12 protein-coding genes are annotated in these 13,093 nt (G+C 38.3%); 5 read left to right on the forward strand and 7 right to left on the reverse strand.

Features of this window, described 5'->3' with window-relative positions; genetic code table 11:
- Together AAC037_RS07695 and AAC037_RS07700 are read left to right on the forward strand one after the other, a co-directional pair.
- Positions 1 to 504: Sir2 family NAD-dependent protein deacetylase (locus AAC037_RS07695; RefSeq protein WP_339902433.1), on the forward strand; the 504-nt coding region annotated here is incomplete at its 5' end.
- A 47-nt stretch (positions 505 to 551) separates the two neighbouring features.
- The gene (locus tag AAC037_RS07700) at positions 552 to 1,175 is read left to right on the forward strand and encodes a hypothetical protein (RefSeq protein WP_339902434.1); all 624 of its coding nucleotides are present in this window, start codon (positions 552 to 554) and stop codon (positions 1,173 to 1,175) included.
- A 158-nt stretch (positions 1,176 to 1,333) separates the two neighbouring features.
- Here the strand turns inward: AAC037_RS07700 and AAC037_RS07705 are convergent, their stop codons facing one another.
- From AAC037_RS07705 to AAC037_RS07715, 3 genes are all read right to left on the reverse strand, one after another.
- On the reverse strand, positions 1,334 to 2,131 hold the full coding sequence (locus tag AAC037_RS07705; protein ID WP_339902435.1) for a hypothetical protein: 798 nt from the start codon (positions 2,129 to 2,131) through the stop codon (positions 1,334 to 1,336).
- Positions 2,132 to 2,299: 168 nt separating this feature from the next.
- Positions 2,300 to 3,319 carry an L-glyceraldehyde 3-phosphate reductase gene (gene mgrA / locus AAC037_RS07710; protein ID WP_339902436.1) on the reverse strand — a complete coding sequence of 340 codons (1,020 nt, stop codon included), beginning with the start codon at positions 3,317 to 3,319 and terminating at the stop codon, positions 2,300 to 2,302.
- A 41-nt stretch (positions 3,320 to 3,360) separates the two neighbouring features.
- Positions 3,361 to 4,728: an exonuclease domain-containing protein gene (locus AAC037_RS07715; RefSeq protein WP_339902437.1), complete on the reverse strand. Its 1,368-nt coding sequence runs from the start codon at positions 4,726 to 4,728 to the stop codon at positions 3,361 to 3,363.
- 165 nt (positions 4,729 to 4,893) lie between these two features.
- Between AAC037_RS07715 and AAC037_RS07720 the strand changes: the two genes are divergently transcribed.
- Together AAC037_RS07720 and AAC037_RS07725 are read left to right on the forward strand one after the other, a co-directional pair.
- The gene (locus tag AAC037_RS07720; RefSeq protein ID WP_339902438.1) at positions 4,894 to 5,436 is read left to right on the forward strand and encodes a DinB family protein; all 543 of its coding nucleotides are present in this window, start codon (positions 4,894 to 4,896) and stop codon (positions 5,434 to 5,436) included.
- Between the two features lie 3 nt (positions 5,437 to 5,439).
- Entirely contained in the window at positions 5,440 to 6,015 is a 576-nt protein-coding gene (locus tag AAC037_RS07725) for a sugar O-acetyltransferase (RefSeq protein WP_339902439.1), read from the forward strand.
- Here the strand turns inward: AAC037_RS07725 and AAC037_RS07730 are convergent.
- Positions 6,012 to 7,694: an AMP-binding protein gene (locus AAC037_RS07730; RefSeq protein WP_339902440.1), complete on the reverse strand. Its 1,683-nt coding sequence runs from the start codon at positions 7,692 to 7,694 to the stop codon at positions 6,012 to 6,014. The genes AAC037_RS07725 and AAC037_RS07730 overlap by 4 nt on opposite strands.
- A gap of 201 nt (positions 7,695 to 7,895) precedes the next feature.
- On the opposite strand from AAC037_RS07730, the gene AAC037_RS07735 reads away from it, so the two are divergent.
- Positions 7,896 to 8,510, forward strand: a complete 615-nt coding sequence (locus AAC037_RS07735) for a DUF4230 domain-containing protein (RefSeq protein ID WP_339902441.1) — start codon at positions 7,896 to 7,898, stop codon at positions 8,508 to 8,510.
- Positions 8,511 to 8,624: 114 nt separating this feature from the next.
- Here AAC037_RS07735 and AAC037_RS07740 read toward each other — a convergent pair whose 3' ends face one another.
- The 3 genes from AAC037_RS07740 to AAC037_RS07750 are packed head-to-tail and all read right to left on the reverse strand — an operon-like array spanning position 8,625 to position 11,907.
- Entirely contained in the window at positions 8,625 to 9,554 is a 930-nt protein-coding gene (locus AAC037_RS07740; RefSeq protein WP_339902442.1) for a DUF4249 domain-containing protein, read from the reverse strand.
- A gap of 6 nt (positions 9,555 to 9,560) precedes the next feature.
- The gene (locus AAC037_RS07745) at positions 9,561 to 10,730 is read right to left on the reverse strand and encodes a TonB-dependent receptor (RefSeq protein ID WP_339902443.1); all 1,170 of its coding nucleotides are present in this window, start codon (positions 10,728 to 10,730) and stop codon (positions 9,561 to 9,563) included.
- Positions 10,675 to 11,907 (reverse strand): TonB-dependent receptor, encoded by a 1,233-nt coding sequence (locus tag AAC037_RS07750; protein ID WP_339902444.1) that lies wholly within the window; start codon positions 11,905 to 11,907, stop codon positions 10,675 to 10,677. The genes AAC037_RS07745 and AAC037_RS07750 overlap by 56 nt, the downstream gene beginning before the upstream one ends.
- Positions 11,908 to 13,093: the final 1,186 nt, after the last annotated feature.

A 13,093-nucleotide genomic window follows, 5' to 3' on the forward strand; every position in this document is an offset into this window, starting at 1 on the left:
AATAAGGCCCACTTGAAATTAGCTGAGCTGGAAGAAAATTATGAGCTAACCATAATCACTCAAAATGTGGACAATCTTCATGAGGCTGCAGGTTCTTCTAAGGTAATCCACTTACATGGTGAGCTATTTAAATCGCAGAGCACCCTAGACCCAAATCTTATTTACAATATGGAGGGTTGGGAGCTAAAATTAGGAGACAGCTGTGAAATGGGGAGTCAGTTGCGCCCCTATATCGTTTGGTTCGGGGAAGCTGTCCCAAAAATGAGTGAGGCCATCGAGGCAGTAGCAAAAGCAGAAGCCTTGATAATCATTGGAACTTCCATGCTGGTGTATCCCGCCGCCGGACTGATTGATTATGCCCCCGAGGAAATTTTAAAAATTGTTATTGATTTAAAAATCCCTCATTTAAGTGCAAGAAAAGGAATCACTTGTATTGAAGAAAAAGCCAGTACTGGGGTCCTAAAAATGGAAAACATTCTTAAAAGTTGGAATTTTGGGGACTAATAAATTTATATTTTATAGTTTTGCCTTTCACTTTTAAAACCAATCCATTGGACACAGAATACAGCAGCAAAGCAACTTCAGAAATTTCCAGGGTGCTCATCAAAAGTATTATAAAATTGACTTTGGCAGGTTTGCTAATTGGTTTTTTCCATGCTTATGATTTTTGGATAGGTTTATTGCTCGCCATTTACCTTATTTACTCCATAGTAAAGAGATGGAAACGCAATGCCGAGGATAAAATGGTGTTTCTAACAGGCACCCTATTGGGAGGGGTTTTTGGGGTTTGCTGTGAATTGTGGGGAATTTATTATGGATATTGGGAATACCATGACCTTTCTTTCAGTCGTAACTTTCCCTATTGGCTTCCCTTTGCCTGGGCCTTGGCCTTCACCTATATTTACCAGTTAGAAAAAGATTTATTTAGGGTTTTAGCCGTTTCTAAAGTGTCCACAAAAATCATCCTTTCCATAATTGTGGCAATGATTTTCCCCACTTACGGAGAAATCATCACCATTAATTTAGGAGTTTGGACGTATTCTTGGCCTTTTCAGGTATTTGGAGTGCCTCTATTGGCTATATTCCTGCTAGTTGTCTTCCACACTGGTGTCAACTTTTTGATGGTTTTACTATGCAAAAGATTGGGTTGGAAAAATCCAGTATTCAATCCATAAACGATAATCTTACCACCCTGAAAGCCCTTTGAATTAGGCATAAGATTTCAGGCCTCAGCAGCTGTCCCTCCAATAGTTCTTTGTCCCAATGATTGGAAATCATGGCTTTTCATCAAAAAAACTCCTACCTAAGCATCCAAAGATCAACTTTATTATTTTTATCTGACCACTGAATCCAAGGTAGCCAAATAAACCCACTTCTGATCCCTTGACTTTAAGCCTTCGATCATCGCCTCCTCTTCCTTATCTGTCATTTCCATGTCCTCATACTCCATAGAATTAAAGAACTGAATATAGTCCTTATAGATATTCATGGTTAAGTGAGTTGACTTGGCTTCACTACCTGTAGGAAGAGCGGTTCTAAGAAACCTCCAATCCTCCATCAGGTCATTGGTTATTTTTTTCTGATGAAGGGGAAGAAAAATTTCTTGTTCAGCTGTTTCATAATCCTGAAACTTACCTTCTACTGCCTTCATAAGATCAAACGTTGCCAAAATTCCGGGCTTATATTGGAAATTATCATCTGTCCTGGCTACTTCTATCATATAACTTCTGACAGCCAGGTCACGCATTTCCAGAGAAGAGGTGATTTTATTTTTTGCTTGTTCGGCACTCAGTTCAGGAAATGCCTGAACAGCACTATTTACCAATTGGTCTAAATTGTTGCCATTCATCATAGAAACAGGATCGTCGTAATAAGTGACCGTCAAATATTGAAAGTTTTCGCCTTCCAAATCAGATCCCGATTGAAGTGACCAGAAATCCCAGCCTTTAATATGACCATCTTCCTTTTCTTGTTCATAAACCTTGGTTAAAAACTCTTTGTATTCTAAATAATCCAGAACTTTATTGGGCTCCACCTTAATAAATTCCAAGACTAAAAATTGTTCATCTTGTCCATAAACATTGGCTACTGCAAATAGGGAGATTATCCAAATAATTAATTGCTTTTTCATACCTTATTATTTTGGGTTCCTAGCCAATATACAAAAATTAGAATACATTATATACCGATTATAATTTATTTTTACCTGTAAAAATAAATTTATTGGAAATAAAAAAAGCCCTAAATCCTCTCTCGAGTCATTAGGGCTTTTTAATTCCATTTATAAAAAAATCCTTTATTAATCCTTTAAGATGGCTTCAATTTTTTTCAGCTCTTCTGAGGAAAATTCCAAATGATCTAAACTTTTCACATTGTCATAAAGTTGGCTTGCTTTACTCACCCCAACAAGCACTGAAGTGATAGTGGGGCTTTTTAGTAGCCAGGCAATGGCCATTTGGGCCAAACTTTGTCCCCTCTCAATCGCCACAGCATTCAAGGCTTTCACCTTGTCCAAAATTTCCGGCGTTATGGCATCAGATTTTAAGTACCTGCCATCCTTAATTGCTCTGGAATCTTCAGGAAAACCGTTCAGGTATTTATCTGTTAAAATTCCTTGTTCCAGTGGTGAAAAAGCAATGGCTCCTATCCCTGAATCTTCCAAGGTATTCAAAAGTCCATCTTCTACCCACCTGTCCATCATATTATACCTTGGCTGATGAATCAAGCAAGGGGTACCCAATTCATTGAGTATTTTTGAAGCTTTTGCTGTGTCTGCTGCATTGTATTGGGAAATCCCAACATACAATGCTTTCCCCTGTCTTACAAGCAAGTCCAATGCCCCCATGGTCTCTTCCAGCGGTGTATCAGGATCAGGCCTGTGATGATAGAAGATATCCACATAATCCAACCCCATTCTTTTCAGGCTCTGATCCAGGCTGGCGATCAAGTATTTTTTAGAACCAAAATTGCCATACGGTCCAGGCCACATGTCCCAACCAGCTTTGGAGGAAATCAACAGCTCATCTCTGTAAGCCAAAAAGTCCTTTTTAAAAATTCTACCAAAATTCTCTTCTGCGGCTCCATAAGGAGGGCCATAATTGTTGGCAAGGTCAAAATGAATAATCCCTAAATCAAAAGCAGTTCTTAAAATCTCCCTACCTATCTTAAAATCATCGCTATGCCCGAAATTATGCCATAAACCCAATGATATTGCAGGCAAATCCAGGCCACTGTTACCACACCTGCGGAATTTCATTTTATCATACCTTGAAGAGGCTGCCACATAGGTTTGCAATGGATCTTTGTCGTTTATTTTCATAAATTATTCGTTTTTATTATAAAGTTGTAAATTGCTCAATATTAACTATTCGCAAGATATATTATATTTTTTTCAGGGATTTTATCCCAATAGGACTTTAAAAGATAACGGGTTTCAATTACTCTTTTTACCGGCTTAAGCACTTCTATAACCTCCTCGGCCGATTGAAAGGATTGGTTCAAATCTATAAAACCATAGGCTGATAAAAAGCCATCCTCAAAAAATAAAGCTACCTCTTCTTCAGAATTTCTTCCGCGATCCTTTACAAGGAATTTTTCTCCTTCTAGCTTCACCCCTTCAATAACTTCATTGGCTCTTTTGTTATAATCTTCTGCAGCTTCAATGCCACAACAAGCACCATAACAATCGCCCAATTGAAAATCATAACAGGCTCCATTTTTCTTTTGGATTCCATTAAGTTTCGGGCAAAGTTTCCATTCTTCGTTTATATCCAGAAGAAATTTCCAAGCTGAAGCATGGCTTGTAAAGGTAGTCAAAGGTCGGATCCCCGATACTACCTTATTGATCTGAAATCTCAGGTACCCTTCCCTATCCGTATAGGAAAAAACACCCCAAGACAGGGCTTTCACTTTTAGTGACCGATTGTATTTTGGCCAAAGTCGCTTTATTTCCAAAGCCTCCAATAACAGGGCCAACAATTCACTCCCTGTAATTTCATAGCTTACATCAAAAATTTCAGATTTCAAATTTAATTTGGGCTTTCCGCTAAAATGACCGTTGAATCTACTCTGAATATTGACAGCTTTACCGACATAAATCACCTTTCCATTGGCATCATGAAAATAATAAACGCCTGTGGATTGAGGAATCTCATTAAATTTTTCCTTGCTGATGTTTGGAGGCAAAGTTAAGGCTTTGTGTTTTCCCTTTACCGCCTGTTCAATATGTCCTTCTTTGTCCTCCTGCAATAACTGTCCAAACAATATGGAAGTTGCCCAGGCATCCCCCATGGCCCTATGCCGGTCATTTACAACAATCCCTCTAGATTCACACAATCGACCCAGGCTGTAACTTTTTAACCCCGGAAACAACTTCCTACTCAACCTGACAGTACAGAGTCTTTTGGGCTTGTACACCATTCCCACTCTTTCAAAAGCCTGCTTCACAAAGCTGTAATCAAATCCTACATTATGCGCCACAAAGACCTTACCTTCCAACAGCTTATAAAGTTTACCTGCTATAGCTGAAAATTTTGGTGCTCCTACCAGCATTTGAGCATCTATACCGGTTAGGCCAGTAATAAAGCCGGGAACAGACATCTCAGGATCCAATAGGGTCTCGAATTGGCCCGTAATTTGCTCTCCATCATGAAAAACCACCGCAATCTCAATGATTCTATTATTTGCAGAAAAGCCTCCGGTAGTTTCAATGTCAACGATTGCGTACATAAATAGGTTTTTGTAAATATAGCATTACCACAAACAAATTTGTTTCCTTAAAATTCTATTTGAATTAAAGGTGTCAAATTTGTAATATTAAATATTTAACTATCGAACGAAGTAAACAATTTCCTTCAGGTCATCTTTTTATTCAAAACTTATCAATAGCTCACAATGATCAAAGAAAAAGCAGATGCTTGGCAAATGGAATTAACTGAAATTTCCTGGCAATATGAAAAGGTTTTGGAAGACTTTGACCTTACTACCTTAAATCTAAAACCGGGTCCCAACCAATGGAGTCCTATGGAAATTTTGCTGCATTTAATTTTAGTTAACACTTCTTATTTCCCTACCTTCGACCAAATTATCCAACAGCAATACAAATCCCCATTCATGGGAAAACTCCCCTTTTATGGCTCAAAAATGGGTGAGATTATCCTTGCTTCCATGAACAAATCTTCTAAAATTAAAACTTTTAATTCATGGAAACCAACGGAAAAATTGCATAACAATGATTTAAAAATAAAGTTTTTTAAGCAACAAGATCAACTGTCCAACTATTTACAAAAATTAGAACCATTTTTGGGAAAAAATATAATGATAAGCTCTCCAGCAAACAAATGGATCGTATACCCTTTAGACATGGCCATTGAGATTATCCTTGCTCATGAAAAAAGGCATTTGTCTCAAATAAAAAACCTACTTAAAAGCAACTAACCGATGAAATCTGAAAAAGAAAAAATGCTCGCAGGAGAATTGTACCTTGCTTCAGACAAAACCCTCAGTGAAGACCGGTTCAAAGCCAGGCAACTGTTAAAGGAGCTTAATCAAACGCTACCCGGAGATAGCAACCACACCAATAATGTGGTCAATAAATTATTTAAACAAGTGGGCAAAGACTTTGGAATTGAACCTCCTTTTTTCTGCGATTACGGATACAACATCAGTATAGGAGATCAGGTATTTATTAATTTCAATTGTGTTATTTTGGACATTAATGCTGTGAATATTGGCGATAGAAGCATGCTGGGGCCGGCTGTTCATATTTATGCAGCCACCCATCCAATTGATGCAAAGACCAGAAGTAGCTTTCTTGAATTTGGAAAACCGGTAACCATTGGCGAAGATGTTTGGATTGGTGGTGGAGCAATTATTTGCCCTGGTGTAAGCATTGGTGATAGGAGCATCATTGCTGCAGGAGCCGTTGTTACGCGAGACGTTCCGCCCGATGTGATCGTAGGTGGCAATCCTGCTAGGGTAATAAAAGACATAGACCAAAAAGAAAAGATGGCTTAATTGGCCATCTTTTTTTCATGATTTTCCTTTATTATTCGTCTAAGAATTTTACCAACATTGGACTTGGGTAATTCATCTACAAAGTATATTTCCTTTGGAACCTTATAACTGGTCAGGCTTTCTCTGGAGAAAGCGATTAAATCTTCAGCATTAAGTGATTTATCATTGGCTATAACGTAGGCAATTACCCTCTCAGTAGACTTGTCATCAGGAATCCCTATGACCCCTACCTCATTGACCATATCATGGGCTGCTAGAGCGTCTTCTACCTCATTGGGGTAAACGTTGAAGCCGGAAACCAATATCATTTCCTTTTTCCTATCGACAATTTTGAAAAAACCATCCTTATCCATCACCGCAATGTCTCCGGTTTTGAACCATTCCCCTAAAAATGTATCTGCTGTCTCATCGGGTCTCTGCCAATAGCCGGGCATAACTTGAGGTCCTTTGACGCACAATTCACCTCGCTCCCCTAGCGGTAAATCATTACCTTCATCGTCTACGATTTTCACCTCCGTATTAGGTAAAGGAATTCCAATGGTCCCCAATCTTTCTGTACCATCTATGGGATTACAAGTAACCACAGGAGCTGTTTCTGTGAGCCCATAGCCTTCTGAAATAGGAATACCGGTTACTTCCTTCCAACGTTTGGCAACATAAGACTGTAAGGCCATGCCTCCGGCAACAGCTATTTTCAATGAACTAAAGTCCAGGGACCTGAAGGATTCCTGATTTAGCAATCCATTGAAAAGCGTATTGACTCCCGTAAACACACTAAAAGGGTGCTTTTTCAGGGTTTTACAAAAGGCCGGCATGTCTCTGGGATTTGTTATCAATACGTTGTGTGCCCCAATTTTCATCATCGCTAAACAATTTACTGTTAAGGCGAAGATATGATATAATGGAAGTGCAGTAATCACGGTTTCTTCTTTTTCAATCAGCTTAGGTTTCATCCATGCTGAAATCTGCTGCATATTGGCTACGATATTGGTATGGCTTAGCATGGCTCCTTTAGAAATACCGGTTGTGCCTCCCGTATATTGCAAAAAGGCCAAATCTTCTCCTTTTATTTGCTGCCTTTCATAGGGTTTGTTTTTCCCTGCTGCCATGGCTTTTTTAAATGTCCAAGCCTCCGGTATAGCATAGGCCGGCACCATTTTCTTTATGTATTTGACCACTAAATTTACTATCGAACCTTTTAATCCTCCTAGAGAATCTCCAATCTGGGTTACTACGATTTTTTTAACCCCAATCTTCTCTTTGATTTTTTCAAGGTTATGTGCAAAATTCGCAACAATGACAATGGCATCTACACCTGCATCCGAAAACTGATGTTCCATTTCTGATGAAGTATACAAAGGGTTGGTATTGACTACAATCAATCCTGCACGAAGGGCACCAAACATGACTATTGGATATTGGAGTAAATTAGGCATTTGAATGCCTATCCTGTCTCCTTTTTTTAATTTAAACTCATGCTGTAAGAAGGAAGCAAAAGTAGCAGACAATTGATCCAATTCATTGAATGAAATGGTTTTATCCATGCATTCATAGGCGATTGCATCTCCATATTTTTTTATACTTTCCTCAAAAAGATCTACAGCACTACTGTATTCCTCCGGATCAATATGCTTTGGAACAGCTTCCGGATAAAATTGAAACCATGGAAAATCCATCATAATTGTTAATTTGAGTGTATTGTTAAGGGCTTTTGTACTAATATATTCAATGTATTTCTTTTATTAAAGGTTTTTCGCATTAAGATTCAATCCATTATTTCTATAGGGCCTCAGATTCAACAAACAATTTTATAGGAAGACAATTTATTTCTCCTTTCTTTTGTTATATCAATAAGGTCATTCAGGTTTTAATCTAAAATTATGCTTAGATTTTTGGCGGGGATCATCACTGCAATTGTCGTTATTTGGTCGTTTCAATATTTCGTTGAAAAATCTAACCAAAAAGATGAAGTACAGCTTAATTCCGCTATATTGGAACAGCAAATTCGTCAAGTAGGGAAGTTAATTGTGACTGAAGGACAATTCTCTCAGGTACTAAGTTATAAGAACACCAAGAAAAATTACTTCGATATTTTTTCAGCAAACAAAAAAGCATTGGTAATTGTGAATGCAAAAGTAACTGTCGCTTATGACTTGAGACAAATAAAAACAGAAATAGACCAAGAGAACAAACAGGTAGTTATTCTATCCCTACCGGACCCTGAAATCAACACTTATCCCGATCTTAAGTACTATGATATTAGCCAGGATTATTTCAATCAGTTTGACGAGGCGGATTATAATAAGATTAAAGGTAGTGTGGATAAAATGATACAGGCCAAGATTGATCAATCAGATCTCAAAGCCAACGCCAAGGAAAGGCTGATCAATGAGCTTTCCAAAATATATATTTTGACCAATTCTCTTGGTTGGAGTTTGCACTACCAAGAGACGACTATAGGATCCGCATCAGATCTGGATAATTTAAAATTTTAAATGCAATTAGTAGCATTTTTTGCTATCGAATGATTCTCAATACCATTAAAAGTAAAACAGGCTTTTAATTAATGTCAAGAATATATTATAGAAACAGTAACCGGACATTTAATGTTATTGTTGATCAGAACCGGTTTCCACTTTTATTGATGAGACATTGCCTGTCATAAATATACCAATCCCATTTTCAATATTTGAATACACTTGAACAGGCTGTGCAAAAGGATCACCATCATTCCAGTCCTGCAATCCATAGGTAGACTGAAAATCATAGTAACTTTTAGATATATTTTTCAATACAAAATGAACTTCTCCACCGTCAACCTCCATTTCCATATAATTTCCTCCTGTAAAAAAATCTATACTCGCTTCTTTTCCATCAAATAACTTATCATCAATTATCAAACCGCCATTCAGGTAAAAATCACTTTCATAGCTGGGATTTTTGGGCTCTAGATAGATCGTTCGGCTATCATAATAATACACCTCATCTCCATTTTGGTCAATATAGTGATCCATACGGTAATAATAGGCTGATATCTCATAGAAATTTTCTCCCTCCGGATCATCAAATATGAGTGAAAAGTCATCCCCTGTCAACCAGGCATCAACATGGGCTTGCCCATTATAAACCAAATCTTTGATTGGAACCTGAACAGGAACAAATTCAGAAGCGCTTACCACAGAATATCCTTCGACAACGGCTTCAACAATGTATTCTTTTCCTCCCTCCACCATATGGTCTAAACTAACGTACTGCCCACTATCCTCATTGTATTCAAGGAAATAAGATTGACCTTCGATGGTTAATTTCACCTCTGCTGTGGTTATGGGTTCAAATTCCCAATCGTTGTCAAGAATATGTCTCGAATAAGTTAGCCTAACCTTCGGAAAAGTATTGTGGGTAAGGGTTGAATTTAAAACTACCTGAGGTTTTTCAAATGGGATGTCAATGTCCACAGTGGTTTCACAGGAGCTCATAAATATTGCCCCTAAAATAAATACATACAGGAAATTTCTTCGATAAGTTAGTATTGTATACATATTCATTTAAAATTTAAACCCGTAAGAAAATGAAGGAATTATAGGGAAGAGACTGTATTGTTTCACCTTTTTATTGCTTTGCTGATCATACCCAATATCCATAAAGAATGGGTTCATTCGGTTGTAAACATTGTATATGCCAAGGGTCCATTTCCGCTCGCCCCATTTTTTGGTTTTCCACCAACTGAAGCTTAGGTCAAGTCTATGGTAGGCCCTGTTTCGGAAGTTGTTTCTACTTTCATAGTATTCTATATCCGGTCGCCATGAACCTCCAAAGCGGGTATCCACCTCGGCACCTTCATACCTTTGGGTGGGCAGTGATACTGCATTCCCTGTACCATACACCCAAACCAATGAAAAGTCTTTATTATCCTTCCAGTCATGGGTAAGGGCTATACTCACATCATGTCTTCTGTCATATTTATATGGAAACCATTCTCCAAAGTTAATCTCGTCAAATCTCCTTTCGGTATTGGAAAGGGTATATCCAACCCAGCCGGAAATTTTACCCACTTTCTTCTGAAGCAATAGCTCAATGCCATAACTTACCCCTTCTCCTACAGCTACTTTATCCTGCCAATCTTCATCCAGATTGAGATAAGTTGCCCCGTCTTTGTATTCAATCAAGCCATCCATGGTTTTGTAATAGGCTTCTGCGCTGAATTCAAACCCATTAAAGTTTTTAACCCCTCCTAAGGCTACTTGCATCGCTTTTTGAGGGCCTATATTGGCAGTAGCCGGCACCCAGAGATCAGTAGGCAACCCCAAACCTGCATTGGTTAACAAGTGGATAAATTGAGCCATGGTTACATAAGATGCCTTGATAGAGGTGCTTTCATTCACCAAGTACCTGGCAGATATCCGTGGCTGAAGTGAATTATAATGTTGGTTATCTGTGGTAAATCCTGAATAATGAAGACCTAAGTTGGCTTTTAAGCGATTGCTGATATTGAAATCATCTTCAGCATATACCGAATACTCAGTGGAGTTCAGCTCATCTGCACCTAATTGAAGATCATTGTCACCAGTACTGCTTTTACTTGCATAAACACCGGGGGAGAACTTATGGAAAATGACATTGGTCCCAAATCTAAAATAATGATCCGGATTGGGAATAAATTCAAAGTCTGCCCTTCCTGCCCAATCTCTGATACCGGAGAAATACCGAATAAACATTGGTTTCGGTGGTACCTAAACCGGTAATTGTCTCCTCATAATTGCTAAATAAATCAAAATTATAACGACTATAGGTAAAGGTATAGTTACTGAAGAGGCGGCTATTGATCACATTATTCCACCTAAGGGCGGAAATAAAATTGCCCCATTTCAAGCCAAATTCTTCATCATAATCTGTCCTTTCATTGTCATTGACATAAAAGTTTTTATACTTGGAATAGGCCTTGTCATCCCCAGAATATACACTCAGGTACAACCTGTTTTTATCATTTATGATATGGTTAACCTTGCCATTCAGGTCATAAAAATAATAGCCGATATTTTCATCTCCTTCAGTAGCAGCTTTGATAATCGGCTGGGCCAAAATATCCAAGTAAGTTCGTCTGGCAGATAGAATAAAAGATGTTTTGTCCTTTTTAATCGGCCCTTCAAAGGTTACTTTTGAAGCAATAAGTCCTATGGAGCCTTCTCCTTTAAACTCCTGCATATTGCCTTCCTTCATACTGATATCGATCACAGAGGAAAGACGACCACCGTACCTAGAGGGGAAGCCTCCTTTTATAAGCTCTACATTGTTGATGGCATCTGCATTGAACACAGAAAAGAAACCAAACAAATGGGAGGCGTTATAAACCGGTACACCATCCAACAAAATTAAATTTTGGTCAGGTCCACCTCCCCTAACATATAAGCCACTCCCGCCTTCGGTTCCTGATTGGACGCCGGGAAGCAATTGCAATACCTTAAAAACGTCTACTTCCCCCATTAAGGCGGGCAATTCTTTGATTTGCTCGATGGGTACATTTACGGAACTCATCCTAGTGATCTCTTGAATTTGGTCCATATCAGATGCTGAGACTACCACTTCTTCAAGCGCCCCATCCGGCAAAAGCGTTACATTAATTACGGTATCTTTTTTTGCCTGGAATTGAATATGCTTGGCTTGGAAACCAACAAAACTAAAGTACAGGTCTAAACTATCTCCGGTAGTGGTGTAACTATAAAATCCAAACTGATTGGCCACTGTCCCCTTTTGAGAAACCTTGTCATAAATATTCGCTCCGATGAGGTTTTCACCTGTACCCTCTTCCTTAACGGTGCCACTTATGGTGATTTTCTGAGAAAACACTTGAAAAGCAAAAAGTATGAATAAAACGCAAAATGTAAGGAATCTCATTTTTTATATAAATAAGTACAATACCAAAAATAATTTGGCAAATATAATTGAAACCAATGACTTGCCAACCGCTATAGGAAATATTAAAGTAAACATAATGGTTGTATACCTCTTCTTTTATAAATTAAATAAAAATTCTTTTCGGAAACTTTATTTATTTACCCTATTAGAATTTAAGAAATTTTTCAGTAAAGGTTTCATTCCAATAAATAGGACCGGCCTTATCACAAGACGTAAAATCAATGCATTATGCTACACTATTTAATCGTAAATATTAGAATCAGAATTCATATTTCCGGACCCTGAGCAGAAGGGGTAGGTATCTCGGATTCGTTACCCTAAGGCTTCGACTCCGCTCAGCCACCGGTAGACAGATAACGCATGTTAAGACCTATCGGGAATATTGGGATTGAACTCTCCCTTTTTTTCCTTGTCTTGGGGGATTTTGAGCTTTCAGCACTACAGTGACTTTTGCTGAACGAGGAATAGCGCATCTTTGAAAAACACAAGAGTCGAATGCGAAATGGCCAAAGTCTTTCCTTGTTTACCCTCTTCTCAAAAAGGCTTCACAATAAGGATCCGAAAAACAATAATAATTGTTTTAAAACGACCAATTGTTCTAAAAAAATCAGACCTGAAGGGTCTGAACTATAATAGTCGTGGGTTGCAACCCACGGGAATAAAAGATACCTCCTCCCTCAACACTGAAGGTGTTGAACAATTGCTAGTTATCCCTGATGGGAGAAAAAGTGAAAGTAGGAAAAGGTATCTCGGATTCGTTACCCTATGGCTTAAACTCCGCTCAGCCACCGGCATTCGGATAATCCATGTGAAAACATATCGGTTTTATTGGGATTGAAAAATCCCCAATATGATTCCTTTTTTCAATAGCCCTTAACTTTAACTGGGGGATGATGAATTACTCGTCTTCGTGGGTTTAGCCAAATCTTATTGTTAAGGCGTTTCCCTACAAATTTTGGGATTGGGGCAGTTTGTGTTTTTTTGTTGAAAGTTGAAAACTTTCGGCATTTTAGGTCTAAGTTATACTTTGCTAAACTTTGACCAGATGGGTCATTTTTTCTCAAAACCCCAGACCTGAAGGGTCTGAACTATAATAGCCGTGGGTGACAACCCCATAGCCGTCAGGCTAAGTGTTTAAACGTCTGATTTTGAGAAAGTTTATCTT

This window comes from uncultured Cyclobacterium sp. (assembly GCF_963976465.1).
Lineage (GTDB): Bacteria > Bacteroidota > Bacteroidia > Cytophagales > Cyclobacteriaceae > Cyclobacterium.